This is a genomic window from Clostridium sp. CTA-7 (assembly GCF_054768095.1).
Genome location: NZ_BAAAAV010000001.1, coordinates 34,496 through 55,450 on the forward strand (window position 1 = coordinate 34,496; position 20,955 = coordinate 55,450).

General features: G+C 28.6%; 17 protein-coding genes and 1 pseudogene. 16 read left to right on the top strand and 2 right to left on the bottom strand.

Going from position 1 to position 20,955, the window contains the following annotated elements:
• Positions 1-72 precede the first annotated feature (72 nt).
• Entirely contained in the window at positions 73-414 is a 342-nt protein-coding gene (locus ACYUEX_RS00130; protein ID WP_411170651.1) for a YmaF family protein, read from the top strand.
• Positions 415-526: 112 nt separating this feature from the next.
• Here the strand turns inward: ACYUEX_RS00130 and ACYUEX_RS00135 are convergent, their stop codons facing one another.
• A complete protein-coding gene (locus ACYUEX_RS00135) occupies positions 527-721 on the bottom strand; it encodes a hypothetical protein (RefSeq protein WP_460286022.1) in 195 nt (64 codons plus the stop codon).
• Positions 722-851: 130 nt separating this feature from the next.
• On the opposite strand from ACYUEX_RS00135, the gene ACYUEX_RS00140 reads away from it, so the two are divergent.
• The 10 genes from ACYUEX_RS00140 (at position 852) to ACYUEX_RS00185 (ending at position 14,004) form a co-directional block, all read left to right on the top strand.
• Entirely contained in the window at positions 852-1,664 is an 813-nt protein-coding gene (locus tag ACYUEX_RS00140; RefSeq protein WP_460286023.1) for a peptidoglycan recognition protein family protein, read from the top strand.
• 338 nt (positions 1,665-2,002) lie between these two features.
• Positions 2,003-3,355, top strand: coding sequence for a glucose-6-phosphate isomerase (locus tag ACYUEX_RS00145; protein WP_460286024.1), 1,353 nt, complete (start codon positions 2,003-2,005; stop codon positions 3,353-3,355).
• On the top strand, positions 3,355-3,798 hold the full coding sequence (locus ACYUEX_RS00150; RefSeq protein ID WP_460286025.1) for a YaiI/YqxD family protein: 444 nt from the start codon (positions 3,355-3,357) through the stop codon (positions 3,796-3,798). The genes ACYUEX_RS00145 and ACYUEX_RS00150 overlap by 1 nt, the downstream gene beginning before the upstream one ends.
• Positions 3,799-3,925: 127 nt before the next feature.
• Complete coding sequence (locus tag ACYUEX_RS00155) at positions 3,926-5,977, top strand: triple tyrosine motif-containing protein (protein ID WP_460286026.1); 2,052 nt, start codon at positions 3,926-3,928, stop codon at positions 5,975-5,977.
• A gap of 57 nt (positions 5,978-6,034) precedes the next feature.
• Positions 6,035-6,781, top strand: a complete 747-nt coding sequence (locus ACYUEX_RS00160; protein WP_460286027.1) for a lytic transglycosylase domain-containing protein — start codon at positions 6,035-6,037, stop codon at positions 6,779-6,781.
• Between the two features lie 257 nt (positions 6,782-7,038).
• The gene (locus ACYUEX_RS00165; protein ID WP_460286028.1) at positions 7,039-7,755 is read left to right on the top strand and encodes a pseudouridine synthase; all 717 of its coding nucleotides are present in this window, start codon (positions 7,039-7,041) and stop codon (positions 7,753-7,755) included.
• Positions 7,756-8,263: 508 nt separating this feature from the next.
• Positions 8,264-9,085, top strand: coding sequence for a DUF5692 family protein (locus ACYUEX_RS00170; RefSeq protein WP_411169706.1), 822 nt, complete (start codon positions 8,264-8,266; stop codon positions 9,083-9,085).
• 212 nt (positions 9,086-9,297) lie between these two features.
• Positions 9,298-11,523, top strand: a complete 2,226-nt coding sequence (gene pcrA / locus ACYUEX_RS00175; protein ID WP_460286029.1) for a DNA helicase PcrA — start codon at positions 9,298-9,300, stop codon at positions 11,521-11,523.
• Positions 11,524-11,721: 198 nt separating this feature from the next.
• Positions 11,722-13,713, top strand: coding sequence for an NAD-dependent DNA ligase LigA (ligA, locus tag ACYUEX_RS00180; protein ID WP_460286030.1), 1,992 nt, complete (start codon positions 11,722-11,724; stop codon positions 13,711-13,713).
• A 6-nt stretch (positions 13,714-13,719) separates the two neighbouring features.
• A complete protein-coding gene (locus tag ACYUEX_RS00185; RefSeq protein WP_460286031.1) occupies positions 13,720-14,004 on the top strand; it encodes a hypothetical protein in 285 nt (94 codons plus the stop codon).
• A 68-nt stretch (positions 14,005-14,072) separates the two neighbouring features.
• Here ACYUEX_RS00185 and ACYUEX_RS00190 read toward each other — a convergent pair whose 3' ends face one another.
• Positions 14,073-15,161: a PRK06851 family protein gene (locus ACYUEX_RS00190; protein ID WP_460286032.1), complete on the bottom strand. Its 1,089-nt coding sequence runs from the start codon at positions 15,159-15,161 to the stop codon at positions 14,073-14,075.
• A 438-nt stretch (positions 15,162-15,599) separates the two neighbouring features.
• On the opposite strand from ACYUEX_RS00190, the gene ACYUEX_RS00195 reads away from it, so the two are divergent.
• The 5 genes and pseudogenes from ACYUEX_RS00195 to ACYUEX_RS00215 all read left to right on the top strand — a co-directional run bounded on the left by ACYUEX_RS00195 (position 15,600) and on the right by ACYUEX_RS00215 (position 20,794).
• Positions 15,600-16,421 (top strand): ABC transporter substrate-binding protein, encoded by an 822-nt coding sequence (locus ACYUEX_RS00195; protein WP_460286033.1) that lies wholly within the window; start codon positions 15,600-15,602, stop codon positions 16,419-16,421.
• Positions 16,422-16,588: 167 nt separating this feature from the next.
• Positions 16,589-17,236, top strand: coding sequence for an amino acid ABC transporter permease (locus ACYUEX_RS00200; protein WP_460286508.1), 648 nt, complete (start codon positions 16,589-16,591; stop codon positions 17,234-17,236).
• The gene (locus tag ACYUEX_RS00205; protein ID WP_460286034.1) at positions 17,223-17,945 is read left to right on the top strand and encodes an amino acid ABC transporter ATP-binding protein; all 723 of its coding nucleotides are present in this window, start codon (positions 17,223-17,225) and stop codon (positions 17,943-17,945) included. The genes ACYUEX_RS00200 and ACYUEX_RS00205 overlap by 14 nt, the downstream gene beginning before the upstream one ends.
• 157 nt (positions 17,946-18,102) lie before the next feature.
• Positions 18,103-18,207: pseudogene (locus tag ACYUEX_RS00210) on the top strand (PTS N-acetylgalactosamine transporter subunit IID); the annotation flags it as partial.
• A 79-nt stretch (positions 18,208-18,286) separates the two neighbouring features.
• A complete protein-coding gene (locus ACYUEX_RS00215; protein WP_460286035.1) occupies positions 18,287-20,794 on the top strand; it encodes a tetratricopeptide repeat protein in 2,508 nt (835 codons plus the stop codon).
• The last annotated feature ends 161 nt before the right edge of the window (positions 20,795-20,955 follow it).

The window sequence follows — 20,955 nt, forward strand, 5'->3', positions numbered from 1 at the left end:
ATAGTAACAAAATTAACCTATCTTCAATACTATATATTATGAAACAAAAGAGGAGGAATTTAAGTTATGTCAATGTCATGTAATGAAAAAAAACAAACTCACGTTCATGAATTTGTTGGAAGTGTAAGGTTAGCTGAACTTGGGGAAGATCCTCATAATCACCGTTTTGCAGGAGTTTCTGGACAAGTTATTCCATCAGGTTGTGGACATGTACACCGTCTATGTACAAGAACAGATTTCTTTAATGATCACTTTCATGAAATTAATGTAATTACAGGACCGGCAATACCAGTAGGTGCTGGAAGACATGTTCATTTTGTTTATGCATGTACAGAAGAGAGCGATGGTCATAGGCATGCATTTATAGTTGCAACTTTAATAGAAAATCCTATAGGAAAAATTAAGAAATGTTAAATTTAATTAACTAAAAAATAGAGTTAATAGGTAGTTATGATTTTTATAAAAGTAGAAATAGAATCATAACTACCTTAATTATTTTATTTTTTTAGTTGATTACAAATTTTATTTATTCAATAAATCCTCTATTTTTCATTCTTTCTATGTTTGTAAATAAACCCATTTCTGCTCTGAGCTTTCCAAGGATTAACCTTTCATAAATCGTCAGCGTCTTTTCTTCACCATATCTTACAGTTTCTTTAGTACTAAAGCTATCTCTAGAATCTTTTTCAATAAAGTATCTATTATTATTTATTATTTTCAAGTAAAGAAATAATATTTTTAAAAATATTTTGAAAAATTTTTAAAAAACTATAATTAGTGCATATGTAATAGTTGTAAGGAGCTAGCTTCAAAAAATAATAAAAAATAAATTAAAAGGGAGGATTTTTAAAATGGCTTTAGTACAAAGACTTATATCTTCAGACAAATACAGTATAAAGTGTCCATATTCTATGACACCAAAGGGGATTTGCATTCATAACACATATAATGATGCAAGTGCAAATAATGAAATATCTTATATGGTTTCTAACACTAACAGTGTATCCTACCACATTGCAATAGACGATGTGGAAGCAATTCAGGCAATACCATTTAATCGTAATGCTTGGCATGCAGGAGATGGATCAACTGGTGATGGTAACAGAAATTATATATCAGTTGAAATTTGTTATTCAAAATCAGGTGGAACTAGATTTATAAATGCAGAAAAAAGAGCTGCTAAAGAAGTTGCAGCATTATTAAAGCAGTACGGATGGGGTATTGCACAAATTAGAAAACATCAAGACTTTAGTGGGAAATATTGTCCTCATAGAACTTTAGATATGGGATGGCAAAGATTTTTAGATATGATTAAAGCGGAACTAGATAACTTAAATCCACCAACAGAATTATATAGAGTGAGAAAAAACTGGGAAGATGCAGCTTCACAAATAGGAGCCTTTAGTAGCCTAGAAAATGCTAAGATTTGTGCAGATCAAAATCCAGGCTATAGTGTATTCAATAGCAGTGGAGTTAAAGTATATCCTGTATCTATAGTAGTAGGTTCAAAAGTAAAAGTTATAGGTACTAACTATGCTACAGGAGAAATAATTCCAGATTGGGTTAAGGCTAATGTGTACACAGTTAGCAAAATAACTGATAATAAAGCATTGCTAGAAGAGATAACAAGTTGGGTATATCTTAAAGATTTAAAGTTAGCATAATAAAAATTAAGTTTAGAATTCAAAATTTAAAATTGGGGAAAATAATTCAAACATGTTGAATTATTAAAAGAAGGGTAGTTAAATTTAAAAAATTTAACTACCTATTTCTATATAAGGAAATTAGAAAAAGCTTTAACCTAAATTTTCAATGTTTAATTTTAAATTAAGAATTAAGCACATATTATTAAAATAATAACAAAAAATAATATATGAATTTTTATATAAAATAACAAAATAAAATGGCGTTATAAAAAATTTAAGTCATATAATTTAAAATATGTTATAATAGATGTTGATTAAATCAGCAAAAATTCCCAGAAAGATTCGGAGGTATGATTATGAATAAAGGTTTAAGATTAGACTTATCTAAGGTAGAACCATATGCGAAACTACATGAATTAGACTACATGGAAGCAATGGTAAAAGGAGCTCATGAAACTCTTCATAATAAAAGTGGCGCAGGTAATGACTTTTTAGGGTGGTTAGATTTACCTGTTAACTATGATAAAGAAGAATTTTCAAGAATAAAGAATGCAGCTGAAAAAATTAAAAAGAATTCAGAAGCATTAATAGTTATAGGAATTGGTGGTTCATACCTAGGACCTAGAGCTGCTATAGAAATGCTAAATAGTAATTTTTATAATGTGTTAGGCAATGATAAGAGAAACACTCCAAAGGTGTTCTTTGTTGGAAACAACATAAGCTCAACATATTTAGCTGATCTTTTAGATGCAATTGAAGGAATTGATATAAGTGTAAATGTTATTTCAAAGTCAGGAACTACAACAGAACCTGCAATAGCATTTAGAGTATTTAAAGATTACATGGAAAATAAATATGGTGTAGATGGAGCTAAAGAAAGAATTTTTGCAACTACTGATAAGAGTAGAGGAGCATTAAAATCACTAGCTGATGAAATGGGATATGAAACGTTTGTAATTCCAGATGACGTTGGAGGAAGATTCTCTGTTTTAACTGCAGTTGGTTTATTACCAATAGCTGTTGCTGGAATTAGTATAGATGAAATGATGCAAGGAGCTGCAGATGCAAGAGAAGCATATGCCACTCCAGATTTTAAGAATAATGATTGCTACAAGTATGCTGCAATGAGAAATGCTTTATATAATAAAGGAAAAGAAATAGAAATACTAGTTAACTACGAACCAGGTCTACACTATTTTAATGAGTGGTGGAAGCAATTATTTGGGGAGTCAGAAGGAAAAGATCAAAAGGGAATATTCACAGCAGCAGTTGATTTTTCAACAGACTTACACTCAATGGGACAATACATTCAAGAAGGAAGAAGAAGTCTTTTTGAAACAGTTCTTAATGTAGAAAAAGCAAAGAGAGCGGTTGTTATAGAAGAAGCTAAGGGTGATTTAGATGGATTAAACTTCTTAGCTGGGAAAACTATGGATTTCGTTAATAAGCAAGCATTTAACGGAACTTTATTAGCTCATAATGATGGTGGAGTTCCAAATATGGTATTAAATATTCCAGAACTTAGCCCATACTACTTTGGTTATATGGTTTATTTCTTTGAAAAAGCTTGTGCAATAAGTGGATATATTTTAGGAGTTAATCCATTTGATCAACCAGGTGTTGAAGCTTACAAGAAAAATATGTTTGCTTTACTTGGAAAGCCTGGATATGAAGAATTAAAAGCTGAACTAGAAGCTAAATTAAAATAATGAGAATTATAGTAGATGGAGATGCCTGTCCAGGCATCTCTATTATTAAAAGTATAGCCCAAAAGTATAAATTAGAGCTAATAGTTTTTTGTGATATTCATCATTTTATAAGTTTAGATTATGGTGAAGTTAAAGTTGTGGATAGCGGATTTCAAAGTGTGGATATGTATGTAGTAAATACCTGTAAGTCAAATGATGTAGTAATTAGTCAAGATTACGGAGTTGCAGCAATTTGTTTAGGAAAAAAAGCTCATATATTGAATCCAAAAGGATATTTGTACACAGAAGAAAATATAGATAGAATGCTAGAGGAAAGACATATTTCTCAAAAAATCAGAAGAGCTGGTGGAAGGACATCTAATCCTAAAAAAAGAACTTCAGAAGATGATTTACGCTTAGAGAAAAACTTAATAAGGACAATAGAATGTAATTTTAAAGAATAAACTGTAGAAATATAAAATATAGTTTATTCTTCTTTTTTTATTTTGGTGACAAATTTCGTTTTATATTTCATTATGTAAACTGTATAATAATATTAGGTAGAATTGAGAAAAAATAGGGTGTGAGGGTATGAGCGAATTATTAATAACTTTTGATAAAGAAAGTCCATCATTAATAGATGAGAAAATAAATATAAAAGCAATTTCAGATGGTAATGATTGTATGGAATATAAGTTCTTAGAAGGGATTCCAGTGGAGAGGCATTTGACTTGGAAACCAATTCAAGATTATTCACCTAAGAATGAGTGTCTATGGAGGCCTAATAAATCTGGAGAATATATGATAATGGTTCAATATAAACATAAAGATTCAAATAAGCAAGGCAATGCCAAAGCAAATTATGAAATTAAAGGGATAGAAGAAAGTGATGCATTAGAACCAAATCATAGAAGTAGTAAGTTAATCAAAGATGTAATAATAGATAAGACTTCTTTAATTATAGGGGAAAAACTAAATATAGAAGTACTAGCAGCAGAAGATGAAGAAATTTTATTATATAGATTTTGGATAAAAGGAACACAAGGATGGGAGCCTCTTAAAGATTACAGTACAGAAAATAAATTAACATATACTACTACAAAAGCTGTAGATGGTGAATTGCTTATTGAGTGTAAAAGACCATCATCCCAAGAAAATGTTGAAGATTTTATAACTGTAATATTTAAAGTAAAAGAACAACCACTTATAGAGATAAATTCATTTAAATGTTTATCAGAAAATCTTTTAGTAAATGAAGAGTTAATATTTAAAGTTGGTGTAAATTATGATAATAGTAGAACTATACTATATAAATTTTTAAGAGTAGATACTAATGGAAGAATAACATGTATTCAAGACTATTCAACTAAAAATATAGTATCACTTTATGAAAGGAAAAAGGGAGATTATAAGCTTTTATGTTATGTAAGAGATATATTTTCCAACAAGCAATATGATGATAGAGCATGCATGATTTATTCTATTAATCCTTATAATGAAATAAAAATAAGGAATTTTTCATCAGATTTAAATTCGCCTCAAGTTTCTGGAGCTAATATAAACTTTAAATCATTTGTTATAGGTGGAAAAGAAATTCTGTATAGATATATAGTTGAAGGTCCAGTTGCAGAAGATACAGGTTATATAAGGTCAAGAAACTTTAATTGGGAAACAAAAATTGAAGGTGAATATAAAATAGTACTTAAAACAAAGGATATTTCTTTTGATGGAGATTATGAGGATATAAGAGAACTAGACTTTAAAATAGATAAAAAAGGTGAAAAGCCAGTAAAGATAATAGATGTTTTAGCAAGCAAAACAAGAGGTTGTATAAAAAATGAGCCTATAAACATAAAGGTTAAAGCAGAGGGTGGAACAGAACTTAAATATTCATTTATAGTCTATAAAGACAAAAAGGAAAAGGAAAGAAGTAGTTATGGAATTACTAATTGGATAAACTTTACTCCAGAAGAAAGTGGAGAGTATGAGGTTGAGGTAAGAGTTTTAGATAAGTACTCATCTAAAGAATATGATTCCCATAGCTTTATATATTTTAAAGTTAAAGATTATCAAGAAGCAGAAATAGATTATGTATTATTATCTCAAAATGAAATTTATTTAGTAGGAGATATAATAGATTTAGAAACTATAGTACAAAATACTAAAAACGTTTTACTAAGATATATAACAAAAATAAATGGACGTGAAATAGAAGATACAGGTTATATAGAAAGCAAAAGAATTAGGTTTAAGCCTAAGTGTTCAGGAAAATATACTTTTGAGATTTATGGGAAAAATGTATTATGCACTGAGGACTATGATGTAAAAAAGGAAGTATCTCTTTATGTAAATGAAGCTACACCAGTTACGAATACAAAGATTAGAGTTAAAAATGAAAATCTTCAGGTGAATAGTGAAATAACTTTCGAAGCAAGTAGTGAAGGTGGAAAAGAAGTTTGCTATGAATTTTATATCATGGAAAAAAGAAATTGGATAAGAGTACAAGCTTATAGTAGAAAGAACTACTATACATTTGTACCATTTTCGCCCGGTAACTATAGAGTATTAGTTTTAAGTAAAAGCTATTACAAAAAGGTTAATTATGAAGATTATACAAGTATAGAATTTGAAGTTAAGCCTTAAGTATATTAAAAATTGTACGATATTAATAGCAAAAGTGTAATTTCGGAGGGAACAAAAGTGAATATTCCTAAAGTAGAAGAATTTATGGGAAACATGATTAGTAAAGAAGTTTTAAAAAAAGCTATGGGTGATGGCCCGGAATTTGAGATAGTATATGAAGCTTTATTAAAGAATAATGAAGCTAAGGCTTCAGCTAGTGATAATGAAGAAAATACAAGAAGTTATACACCTACAGGGGCAGGACAGAAGCTTGAAGAAATACCCCTTAGATTTAGGTCTGAGACAGTACAAAAAGAAGAAGAATTGTTAGAAGGAGTAAGAAATAATAATACAAGTTCTAACATAAGCTTTAATGAGTTAAGTAAAGATATAAGTAAAGAATTAGGAAATGATGTGGAAAAAATATATGAAGCTGTTGATAAATATTGCAGTAAATATGGAGTGGATAGAGCTTTAGTTCTTTCAATAATAAAGCAAGAATCAAACTTTAATCCTAATGCAGTTTCATATGCAGGAGCAAAAGGACTTATGCAATTAATGGACTTTAACTCAGAAGCTTATGGAGTAACAAACCCATTTGATATAAATCAAAATGTAGAAGCTGGAGTAAGACACATTAAAGAATACTTAGATATGTTCGGTGGAAATTTAGAGATGGCTCTTATGGCATATAATGGTGGGCCAGGAACAATGGAAAGAAGAGGAGTAAAGTCACCTAGTGATTTATATAAGATGCCACAAGAAACTCAAAACTATGTTCCGAAAATACTAGATAATTATAGATATTATAGTAGTAATGAATAAAATAAGTAATATATAATTAATAAATAATAATTAGTTATATATTTATTAATTTAATTCTAAGTAATAAGGACCTAACGAAACGTTAGGTCCTTATTAAATAATTAAGATTATTTAAAGTATGAAGGAAGAAAGTAGATAAATTCTTATGAGGTTATCTACTTTTTTAAATTTTGACTATTTCACTTGTTTATCTCCTATTAAAGTAATAAAATAAATCGTAAAGGCTCAACATATTAATTGAGAAGGAAGGTGCTTAAATGGAAAGATTAGATAAAGTTTTAGCTAATTTAGGATATGGAACAAGAAAAGAACTTAAGCAAGCTATAAGAAAAGGTCTTATAGAGGTAAATGGGGAATTAGTTAAAGATAATGGAATGCAAGTAGATCCAGAGAAAGATAAGATTTGTGTTAATGGAGAAGAAATATTTTATAGAAAATACATATATTTAATGATGAATAAGCCAGATGGAGTAGTCTCTGCAACTCATGATAATAGAGATGAAACAGTTATTGATTTATTAGAAATAGAACATCAAGTATTTAATCCTTTTCCAGTTGGAAGATTAGATAAAGATACTGTAGGATTGCTACTATTAACTAATGATGGTGATCTGAATCATAGATTAATATCTCCAAAATGGAAAGTTGACAAGATTTATTATGCTAAGATAAATAAAAAAGTTACTGATGAAGATATAAAGAGATTTAAAAATGGTATAACTTTAGATGATGGATACACTTGTAAAGAAGCTAAGCTTGAAATTATAGAGGCATCTGAGGAAGGTTCAGAGGTTATGATTACTATTCAAGAAGGAAAGTATCATCAAGTAAAGAGAATGTTTGAAGCTGTCGATAAAAGTGTTACCTATCTACAAAGGGTTGAATTTGGAACTTTAAAGCTGGATGATGATCTGGAAGAAGGCGAATATAGAGAGTTAACAGAAGAAGAAGTCTCTATTTTAAAGAGTTTTTAGCGAATATTTAATTAAAATGAAGCTTAAACATTCATAAATGAATCGGGTTTACAGTAATATTTTCAAAATATCTTGCATTTTAGAAAAAGATACACTATAATAATTCTGCAAGGATAAATAAAAGGAATAAATAGCCCCCTTTTTATTTATTGCTTATTGCTAAAGCGCAACCTGGCCCCAAGGGTTGCGTTTTTTGTTTGGAAAAAAACAGATGAAATCGCTTACTGATGGGGAGAATTTACTATTTTAATAATAGAAAACGATTAAAATTTAAGTGTTAAATCATAATAAAATTTGAATGAAAATGTATAATAAGATGGAAAATGAGTTTATGAAACCAAAAAAATTGCAATATGTATATATTTTAAAAAAATATATGAAATATAAAATTCCTAGATATATCATAATTGCAAGTTTGAAATCACATTTAAAATTTATTGACTAGCTAGTTAAACGTAGTATAATTAAATAGGAAAAATATACAATAATAAACTTATGGAGGATTATTATGAAAATTATACCATGGTGGCAATATTTAATTTCTATGACTGCATATATTGCTGTTTTATACTTATTAGTAGAATTAGCTAGAAAGTATCTTAAAACTACTACAGTTGTAGGTGTTCTAGCAATATTAGCTTTTCCTTTTTGGATTAAGACCTTCGGAAACGATTGGTTTAGATTAGGTAAAGTATTAATAGTTATTATTCCAACATGCTTTGTTAATATTTGTAGAATGAGTAATAAATATAAAGACAAAGGTTTAAGTTTTTTAAAAAAGAATTGGGTATTATGGTTTTTTTATGTAGTACTTTTTCTAAACATATTAGAGGCTTCTATTAAAGACCTTACATTAGGAAATTATTTTAACTTTGGAGCAGGTATTCTATGTGCCATAACAATACCATTTCCACCAAAGCATTGGAGATTTGGATCTAAAGAAGGCTTTGCAGAACTTATTAGTGATCTTCCATTAATGTGGTGCTTATTCTATACTACTTGGAATGCTGGATTCGTTTATGCAGAAAATACAGGATTCTTTGCAAGCTCTATTTGTATATTAATAGTTCCAGAAATTTATTCTTTAATTAGAAAAAGGTCAGATTTATGGTTACATGCAAGAATTTACACATTAGCAATTCATATGTTTATAAGAGGAACATTTGGAGATGTGTTTGCACCTATAATGGGTTCAGAAGCATGGAGAAATGAAAGTATAATTCCTATAATAGGTATATTAAACTTAGTATTTGGTGTAGTATATACTATATGGTGGTTTAATAAATTAAATCAAGAAAAAATAAAAAGTGTAAATGCTATAATTTCTTAGTTATTAGAAATTATATATAGATTTTATTATGAAATTAAAGTGTTTATAAATTAAATAAATAGTAAAGTAGATATACTGTGATTTTTAAATGGTATATCTATTTTTTATGATTAGGAGAATATATTTGATATAATCTATTTAGTACTTTTAGGCAACAATATAAATGATATGTATGTTATAATATGTTGGTAATATGAAAGGAGTCTGTATAGATGGATTTAAAGTCATTACTTAACAAAGAACAATATGAAGGGGCTACTACTATAGATGGTCAAGTGCTGATATTAGCAGGAGCTGGTTCAGGAAAAACCAGAGTTTTGACACACAGAATGGCCCATATGATAGAAGATTTAGGAGTTTTACCATATAAGATACTAGCTATTACTTTTACTAATAAAGCAGCAAAGGAAATGAAGGATAGAGTCAAGGCTTTAATAGGAGAAAGAGCAGAGGATATGTGGATTTCTACATTCCACTCAACTTGTGTAAGAATACTTAGAAGAGAAATAGAAAAGCTTGGATATAAAAAGAGTTTTACAATATATGATACTTCAGATCAAAAGACACTTATAAAAGAGTGTATGAAAGCTTTAAATATAAATGATAAAGATATAACTGAACAAGAAATAATGAGTAAAATAGGTAAGGCTAAGGATAATATGCAAAGCCCTGCAAGTTTTATGAGAGAGAATGAAAGTAATTTTAGAGAAAAGAAAATAGCAGATGTTTATGAAATGTATCAAAAGAGATTAAAGGAAAATAACGCTTTAGATTTTGATGATTTAATATTTAAAACTGTAGAGTTATTTAAAAACGATAAAGAAACATTAGAGTTTTATCAAAGAAAATTCCAATATATTATGGTAGATGAGTATCAAGATACTAATAAGGTTCAATATGAATTGATTAGACTTCTAGCAGATAAATATAAGAACATATGTGTTGTTGGAGATGATGACCAATGTATTTATCAGTGGAGAGGAGCAGATATAAGAAATATATTAGACTTTGAAAAAGATTATCCTGATGCTAAAGTAATTAAGCTTGAGCAAAATTATCGTTCAAAAGGTAATATATTAGATGCTGCTAATGTAGTTATAGTAAATAATGCAAATAGAAAAAGCAAGGTTTTAAGAACAGAACAAGAATCAGGAAATAAAATTAAGGTATATAGAGCCTATTCAGATAGTGATGAAGGTGATTTTGTTGCAACCCAAATAAATAAAATAAAAGAAGCTGAAGATAAGAAATATAAGGATTTTGCAATTCTTTATAGAACTAATGCTCAGTCACGTATATTTGAAGAAGGCCTAAGAAGAAAAGAAATCCCTTATAAAATTTTAGGTGGAACTAGATTCTATGATAGAAAAGAAATTAAGGATATGCTTTCATATTTAAAAGTTCTAGTTAATCCAACTGACAGTGTAAGCTTAAGAAGAATTATAAATGTTCCAAAGAGAGGGATTGGAGATGCTACAGTAAATAAAGTTGTAGATTTCGCTGATGATTATGAATTGCCATTATGGGATGCTTTAAGTACAGTAAGAAATATTCCTACATTAACTGCAAGAAATTGCGGAGGAATAGAAGTGTTTATGGAAATGATGGATAAATTCATGGAAATGAGCGAAGTAATGCCTGTATCTACTTTAATAGAAACTATATTGAAGGAAACAGGGTATATATCAGAGCTAGAAAAATCAAAGGAAATAGAAGATAAAAGTAGAATAGAAAACTTAAAAGAATTAGTTTCTGATGCTGTTGATTTTGAAAGAAGTAGCGAAGATAAGAGCTTATCAGCATACTTAGAAAAAGTTTCCTTGGTTCAAGACACAGATAAGCTAGAAGCGGAAGATGACACTATAGTTTTAATGACTGTTCATAGTGCTAAGGGGCTAGAGTTCCCAGTAGTTTTCATGGTTGGAATGGAAAATGGAATATTCCCAGGTAATGCATCCTTTGAAAGTGAAGCAGAAATGGAAGAATCAAGAAGGTTATGTTATGTTGGTATAACAAGAGCAAAAGAACAACTATTTATGACTTCAGCAGAGGTTAGAAGACAATTTGGTAGAACAGTTGCCTATCCTCAATCAGATTTTATAGCAGAAATAAAAGGCGATTTAAAGGAGTATGTTTCAGGGAATAATTTATCACAAACAGCTAGAGCAACAATGTTTCCAAGAGATAATAGATATAATAATCCACATAGCTTAAGAGGTAATTCAGTACAAATGACAAAACCTAAGTCACAAAATATAGAATCATCTCTTTCAAATGATGAGATAACTATAGGAAGAAAAGTAAAACATAGCAAGTTTGGAATTGGAACAGTAGTATCAATAGCTAATACAGGAAATGATAAAAAGCTCACAATAGCTTTTGATAATCAAGGAATAAAGATATTAATGTTATCATTAGCAAACCTAGAACTAATGTAATAAATTGCGAATATAAAGGCTACGATAAATAGATATGTTCTATAAGCTAAATAGCTGTGCGAAGAAGTACTAGGCTTATTTCACATATTCTATTTATCTTCTCCAACTTATATTTCTCCACTTAAAATTATTAAATGGTGAATTAGCCTCATTAATTATATGTATTAAATTGGAAATTTTATAAAAGGGGTGTTCTATTTGGATAAAAAGCAAAGAATAGAGGAATTAGTAGAAGAATTAAATAGATATGCTTATGAGTATTATTCCTTAGACAATTCATCCATATCTGATAAAGATTATGACAAAAAGTATGATGAACTTAGAAAACTAGAGGAAGAAACAAACTATATTCTTTCATATTCACCTACTTTAAGAGTTGGAGATAGAATATTAGAAGGATTTAATAAATACACTCATAAATCAAGGCTTTGGAGCTTAGATAAGGCTCAAAGTTTAGAAGAATTAAAAGATTGGCATAATAGAAATCTTAAATTTATAAAAGAAATGAATTCTAGGGGCGAAAATTTACCAGAACCAAGATATGTATTAACAAAGAAATTTGATGGATTAACAGTTAACTTAACTTATGATGAAAATGGAATATTAGTATCTGCTGCTACAAGAGGTAATGGAGAAGTTGGAGAAGAGGTTTCAGCTCAAGTTAAAACTATAAAATCAGTACCATTAAAAATATCCTCAGAGGATTTGTTTGAAGTTCATGGTGAAGCTATAATGACTACAGAGGCCTTTGAAAATTACAATAAAAATGCTGATGTTCCTCTTAAGAATTTAAGAAATGGTGCTGCAGGAGCTTTAAGAAACCTTAATTTAAAAGAAACCGCTAAGAGAAATCTTTCAGCTTTTTTCTATGATGTAGGTTATAAAGAAGGGGAACCTTTTAAGACTTATGAAGAAATGTTAAATTTCATAAAGGGAAAAGGCTTACCTATGGATAGCTATGTTAAATACTGTACTACAGTTGAAGAAATAGAAAAGGAAATTAACTATATAAATGATAGTAGATTTGACTTAAATTATGATATTGATGGTGTTGTTATTGCAATAGATGATATAAGAACAAGAGAGCTTATAGGATATACAGTGAAATTTCCTAAGTGGGCAATAGCTTATAAGTTTGAAGCACAAGAAGCCACAACAAAGCTTTTAGATGTAGAGTGGAATGTTGGCAGAAGTGGTAGGGTTGGCCCTACAGCTATTCTAGAACCTGTAGAACTTGCAGGAGTAACTGTAAAAAGAGCAACTTTAAATAATATAGATGATATAAGAAGAAAAGGTGTAAGAATAGGAGCAGAAGTTTTTGTAAGAAGATCTAATGATGTTATTCCTGAAATAATGGGAGTAGTAGAAGAATCCTTAGAAAGTACAGAAGAAATAAATGTTCCTGAAATTTGCCCAGCTTGTGGAGCTCATTTAGTACAAAATGGAGTTCATTATTTCTGTGAAAACACTCTTTCATGCAAACCTCAAATGGTTAAAACGATAGTTCATTTTGCATCAAGAGATGCTATGAATATAGAAGGTTTCTCAGAAAAGACAGCTGAACAGTTATTTGAAAAGCTAGATATTAAATCAATTGCAGATTTATATAATCTTAAAAAAGAGGATCTTGTACAGTTAGAAAAGTTTGGACCTAAAAAAGCACAAAATTTATTAGATGCAGTTGAAAAAAGCAAAGATTGTGAATTATATAGATTTATATATTCATTAGGTATTCCTAATGTTGGAGTAAAAACTGCTAAGGATTTAGTTAATAAATTTAAATCTTTGGAAGGATTAAAAAATGCTAGCTTTGATGATTTAGTATCTGTTCAAGATGTAGGCGGAATAGTTGCTAAATGTGTTTTAGAATTTTTTAAGGAAGAAAAGACATTAAATACGATAAATGAGCTTTTAGAGCTTGGGGTATCTCCAAGTTTTGAAGAACAAGAAATAATATCCAGTCCTTTTGAAGGTAAAACAGTTGTTGTAACAGGAACTTTAAAAAACTACTCTAGAGGAGAAATAAAAGCAAAACTAGAACTATTAGGTGCTAAGGTTTCAGGAAGTGTAAGCAAAAAAACTGATTTTGTAATAGCTGGTGAAGAAGCAGGATCAAAGTTAGATAAAGCAATTGAACTTGAAGTAAAGGTTCTAAGTGAAGAGGACTTTGAGGGTATAATAAAGGAGTAATTAGAAATGAGTAAATTTAGATTTAAGGATTTTTTTACACTAATATGTACTTTAGCTTCAATAGCAGCTAGTGTGATTATAGTTCTTACATTCTTAACAACATACCATTTCATTAATATGCATATGTTTAATTCATACTTACCATTACAAATAGGTATATGCGTAACTATGATGCTATGGGCAATAAGATTTTTTCTTTATAGGATAGGTAGAGAAAAGTATATGTATTCATTAATATGTATAATAATATCAATTATAAGTTTATTTTTTATAGTAAATTTAGTGAAATAGTATATATTAGTAAAGGAGTAGGGTTTTCAAAATTCTACTCCTTTTACTATATAGTTAATTTATAAATTTTATAGAGGTATATAATTTTCAAATTTTTTAATTACATTAGCATAAATATTATCTAACATATTAAAATCTAGAGCATTTATATAATAAGCTTCTAATTCATCATGAATTCTATGAGCCTCAGAGATGTAAGATAAAGCTTTGTTTGTAAGCTCATAGAAAATTTGCTTATCATAATCTACATCACTTTTATTACTTGAAAGTATAGATGCATTACAGAAATCTTCAATATTATAAGTCTTACCATTAAAAGAAGCTTGGCTAATTTCATTTTCAGTTAATACACAAGTAGATATTTCAGGTATTAAAATGTGTTCAATTCTTTCAGGTATAAAAGGATCATGCATATATTCCACGAAGTAGCCTTTCTTTTGAGCAAGCTTACCTATTTCTAATAGAATAGTGCTTTTGCTAAATCCAGGACCTCCTTTTAATATGAATTTGCGCTTAAGTTCAGAAGTGAGATCTTTAGCAAAGGTGATTATTCCATTAGGTGTAAATGCCGTTGCAAATAAATGTCTCTCATCACCAAAACCAGACTTTTGCTTAGTAAATATTTCTTCTTTTAAACTTTCAGAAATTGTTACTATTTTACTATAATCTAAAGCCTCAGAATTTAATCTACTCCAATCATCATGGATATACTTAGCTGAAGCTAAGAATGTATAAGCCCTTTTAAAGTTATTGCTAATAATCTTACAAACATCGATAATTTCTCTCTTGTTTAAAGAAAGAGCATCAATGTTAAGGGCATCCCCCATATTAAGAATTTCATCTACAGCACCTGGGTGAATAGGATCAACCATATGAGGTGATGTACCATCTAGAATTGCAAGGCCAAGTTCTTTTATAACAACTCCATCTAGGGAATTATTATCAGAAGAGCAGTGGTGATATTCGATTGAATAACCCATATTCTTAAAATGAGCTCCAACCTTTTTCATCAAAAAAGATTTCCCTGTTCCAGGCCCACCTTTTATGCATATAATTCTATTTGCATCTTCTTGTGTCAATATATACTTATAAAAAGAGTAAAAGCCTTTATAAGTATTACCCCCTGGAAAAAGATGCCTTTCTTTTTGGTAAATCAACTATATCACTCCTAATTATTGCTTCTTTTATTTAAGTTCCAATAATAATGTATGCTTATACTAAAAAAGTGAAACAATAAATTTGAATTTATATATATGTTCTAATAAAGTGCATTCATTTAGTTAAAGTAGATACAATTTTCTATAGCTTCAGTAATTAAGTGTGACAAACTTATATATTATGTATAAATTACAACTAACAACTTATAAAAATGCATAAATTTTCAGGCTCTGAAAAATAATAAATATTATGAAATTTATTTTTATAAACAAGAAAAGTATAGAAACAAGGAGGATTTACTGAAATAACATGGTTCATGAAAAATATAAAAAAATTTTAAAAAAAGTGTTGCATAAAAATAAAATTATGGTGTATAATTATGCTAGTTTATTTGAAAGACAATTTGCATATTTAATCATAAAGAGGGGGATTAAAAAATGAAAAAGGGAATAATAAAAAAAATATTAGCTGTAACTGTAGTTGGGGTTATGTCATTTGGTTTAATAAGCTGTGGGGGAAAAAGTTCTAAATCTGCAAATAAGCTAGCAGAAGTTAAGGAAAAAGGAAAATTAGTTGTTGGACTAAGTGCGGATTATGCTCCATATGAGTTTCATATTATGAAAGATGGAAAAGATGAAATAGTAGGCTTTGATGTCGAGATAGCTAAAGAAATAGCTAAAGATATGGGAGTTGAATTAGAAATAAAAGATATGAAATTTGATTCTTTAGTAGCAGCTGTTCCAACAGGGAAAATAGATATGGTTATATCAGGAATGAGTCCTACTGAGGAAAGAAAAAAAGCTGTAGACTTTTCAGATATATACTATGTTGCAGAACATGGAATGGTGGTAAGAGCTGAAGATAAAGATAAATATAAGACATTTGAAGATCTAAAAGGTAAAAAAGTTGGAGCTCAAATGGGATCAATTCAAGCCGATTTAGCTAAAGAAAAAATTGCAGATGCTCAAATGCAATTACTATCAAATGTTAATGATTTAATTCTTGAATTGAAATCAGGAAAAATAGATGCTTTAGTGGTTGAATTACCAGTAGCTGAAATGCTAGTTAAAAATAATCCAGAATTAGTTGTAGGACAAGAAAAATTAAAAGATACAGAAGGTGGATCAGCTATTGCTATTAAGAAAAATTCACCGGAATTTGCAGAACAATTAAATAGTACAATAAAAAGAATAAAAGAAGAAAAATTATTAGATAAATTTATAATAGATGCTAATGATTTAGCAGGGCAAGCAAATTAGTTAATTATTGACAATTGATAATGTTTCAATTACGAATTATATTCTTATTAAGTTAAGCAATTTAATTTATGGAATTGTAAAAATAATTATCAATTGTCAATTTTAAATTTAAGTTAAGAGAAAGGGTGTAAAATTTGACTTTAGATTTTAGTTTTTTATCTGAATATATGCCATATTTTATAAATGGTGTTAAATGGACTTTATTGATATCATTAATAAGCGTACTTATGGGTGTTATTTTAGGATCTTTATTATGTTTCATGAAAAGATCAAAATTTCAAATATGGAAAATCAATCCTTTAAACGCTATTGCAACTATATATATTGAAATAATTAGAGGAACTCCGATGCTTCTACAAATCATGATAGTTTATTATGGATTTGATGAACTTTTAGGTGTTAATATACCAGCTTTAACAGCAGGTATAATAGCAGTATCTATAAATTCAGCAGCTTATGTTTCAGAAATAATAAGAGCTGGTATTGAAGCTGTTGATAAGGGGCAGTTAGAAGCTGCAAGAAGCTTAGGGATGAGTCAATTTACGGCAATGAAGCTTATAATAATGCCACAAGCAGTTAGAAATATATTACCTGCAATAGGTAATGAATTTGTTACTGTAATTAAAGAGTCTTCAATGGCATCTGTAATAGGTGTTAGTGAACTTATGTATGGTGCACAAGTAGTTAGAGGAGTAACTTTTAGAGGATTTGAACCATTAATAGTTGCAGCAGTATTCTATTTTATTATGACATTTTCACTAGGAAGACTTATGAATTATATAGAAAGGAGAATGAAGGCCGGTGATTCACGTTAATAATTTACACAAATATTTTGGGAACAATGAAGTATTAAAGGGAATTAATGAAAATATACAAAAGGGTGAAGTTGTAGTTGTTATAGGACCTTCAGGATCAGGTAAAAGTACTTTTCTAAGATGCTTAAATTTATTAGAGGAACCAACTGATGGGGAAATAATTTTTGAAGGTAAAAGTATTACAGATAAAAAAACTGATATAAATAAGATAAGAGAGAAAATGGGAATGGTGTTTCAACAATTTAATTTATTTCCACACAAAACTGTCTTAGAAAACCTAACAATAGCACCTATTAAAGTTAAAAATATGTCCAAGAATGAAGCAGAAAAAAAGGCAAAGGATTTATTAACAAAAGTAGGACTATTAGAAAAAGCTGATGCTTATCCAGCTTCTTTATCTGGAGGACAAAAACAAAGAATAGCAATAGCAAGAGCTTTAGCTATGGAGCCGGATGTTATGTTGTTTGATGAACCTACATCAGCATTAGATCCAGAAATGGTCGGGGAAGTATTAAATGTTATGAAAAGTTTAGCAAAAGAAGGAATGACTATGGTTGTAGTAACTCATGAAATGGGTTTTGCTAAGGAAGTTGGAGATAGAATATTATTTATGGATGGAGGAAATATAGTAGAACAAGGAACTCCTGAAGAAGTATTTACGAATCCTAAAAATCCAAGAACTATAGATTTCTTATCTAAGGTGCTTTAATAAAAAATTGGACATATGTAAGTTTGCTTATTCCGTCGCTTTGCTCCAAGTCAACGCAAACCTACATATATCCACTTGAAAACTGAAGGAATGAAATTATAAAAATAAAACCAGTTTTGCTTTATAGTAAGACTGGTTTTATTTTTTAGGGTACACACTATTAATATATTTCTTAATAAAAAATAAAAAAATAAGTCCAGTAGTGCTAATATTTATAACCTTTATAATGGCGATAGCACTTTCATTTTTAGGAATTTTATAGTTAATTAAATGTTCTATATAAATTTCAACTAAATAAAATAGTAATAAGAAATTAAATAGATAGAGTTTGTGGGGGAATGATGAAACTTAAATTTGACTTTAGTTTTTTATTACTTGAATTTAAAGATTTATATTATATTTTAAACAAGATAAACGAAGAAACAAATCTAGAAGATATATGCTTAAAACTAATTAAAACAATAAAAGAAATAATAATAACAATACATTTAAATAATAAGTTATTTTACAACAGTGAAAATTCATTAGTAGAAAATATTAAATATCTTTCAAGAAAAGACGTAATTCCATATGAACTTATGAAATACCTAGTAAATTATGTAGAAGATTTATATTATATTGGAGATATGCTAAATGATTATGAAATAAACGTTGATAAAAAGAAAGATTTATCAGAATTATTATATGATCAAAAGGCAATTTATGAGGCTTCTGTTTGGTTAGTTATAAATTGTGGTGAAGAAGACTATTCATTATTTTATGATAGGCTAAGTGAATATGAAAGAAAGATATTTGATAAATATTTAAATTATAATGAAGTTGAAGAGCATGTAGACGATTTTGATGAATTAAATTTATTAGATGAAGCTGAATACGAAGAAGAAATTGGTGAAGAAGAAAATAGTTCAGTAGAAGAGTATTTGTTAGCTGGAGAACTATATTATCTAGGTAAAAATGTTAGAAAGAACTATTATAAAGCAAAAGAATATTTCGAAAAGGCAGCAGAAGAGGGAAGTGAATATGCAGAAAGTTATTTAGGACTATTCTTTGAAAAAGGATATGGTGGAGAGAAGGATATAGACAAGGCACTATATTGGTATAAAAAAGCAGCTTTGAAAGGAAATCCATTTTCTCAATATTCTTTAGGATATATGTACTTTTCGGGGGAAGAGGTAGAGCAAAATTTAGAATGCTCATTTAAGTGGTATAAAGAGGCTGCAGAAAATGGGTTTGCACCAGCTCAGTATGCTCTTTCATATTTATATAAAAACGGAGAGGGTTGCGAAAAAAATATATTTAAAGCGTACTATTGGCTAGAGGAGTCAGCAGAAAATGATTTTGAGGACGCTTATTATGTTTTAGGACAATCATATTTAGAAGGAACCCATATAGAAACTGACTATAAGAAAGCTTTCTTTTATTTATCAAAGGGAGCAGAAAAAAATGATCTAAATTGCTTAGACAGTCTAGGAGATATGTATTATTGGGGTTTATATGTAGATGAAGATAAAGAAAAGGCATTTTCACTATACTTTAAAAGTATAGAAGAAGGAAATATAGCATTGTATTATAAAGTAGGAAAATTATATGAAGAAGATAATAATTTTGAAATGGCATTATTGAATTATTTAAAAGGTCATAATAACGGGGATTTAAAATCTACTCAAAGGCTAGGTATAATCTACTATAATGGTGAAGGAGTAGAGATGGATAAGAAAAAAGCATTATACTATATGAAGTTAGCTACAGAAGGAGAAGATCCACACTCTTTATATGTTATAGGGGTTGCATATTTAAATGAGAATAGAGAAAAAGGTTTAGAGTACTTGAAGAAAGCTTATAGAAAGGGATCTCATTATGCAGCAGAAGCTCTTGCAAGTGAATATTTATTAGATTTATTAAATGAAAAAGATATAAATGAAGAAGAATTGTTACAATATATAACTAAAGCTATGGATAATGAAGTTACAGAAGCAATATATTATTATGGATTACTTCATGTTTATGGAGTATGTGTAGAAAAGAATAATGAAGAAGCATTCAAATATTTTATAAAAGCCGCAGAAAAGGGATCTGAAAAGGCAATGATAAAGTTAGGAAACTGGTATAAACATGGAGTATTTGTTAAAGCGAATTCAAAAGAAGCTATAATTTGGTATAGAAAAGCTGCTGAAAAGTATAATACAGAAGCGTTGTTAAATATAATAGAAATTCATGAAAAAGGAATTGGAATAGATAAAGATTATAAAAAAGCATTAGAAGGAGCTTATTTATTAAGAGATATTAACATAGTTGAGGGAAATATAAAGTTAGCATATTATCATGCTAAGGGAATTGGTGTAGAAGTGTGTAATGAAACTGTAAACAAATATATAGAAGAATTGTTAGTATTAAATAAAGGTAAAGCTCTTAATTTATTAGGTGAATTAGCAGAAGAAGGTCTAATTAATAAAAATGAAGAAGAGGCAGTTGAATATTATTTAAAGTCAATTTCTACAGGATATATTAAAGCTTATTCTAATTTAGAGTATTATCTATATAAAAGAGGAAGAGATATAAGTGAATTTAAAAATTTAATAGATAATATATGCGGAAAAAATTATTTGTTGGAACAGGGTAAAAGTGTATTTATAAAAGGAAAAATTGAAATTATAGAGGGAAAAATAGATAACAATGAAGAAGCTATAAATGAAGGATTAAGGAAGCTGAAAAAAAGTGTGCATTTAGGATTTTACGAGGGGGTAAGAGATATAATATCATACTATGAGGAAGCTGAAAAAAACAGTAAAAACTTAATAGAGTTATACAAGTATAAAGAAAAATTAGTGTACTATGGTATTGATAATTAATTTGAATAAAAGAGTGTAGAATTTCTATACTCTTTTATTAATATACTCATTTTGTAAAATAAAATTTCAAAAAATAAAAAAAATATTGAAATAAAAAAATAATAGTGTATAATATAATTATACTAAGAAAAAGATTTAGTGTAAACGTAAAACTTATATTA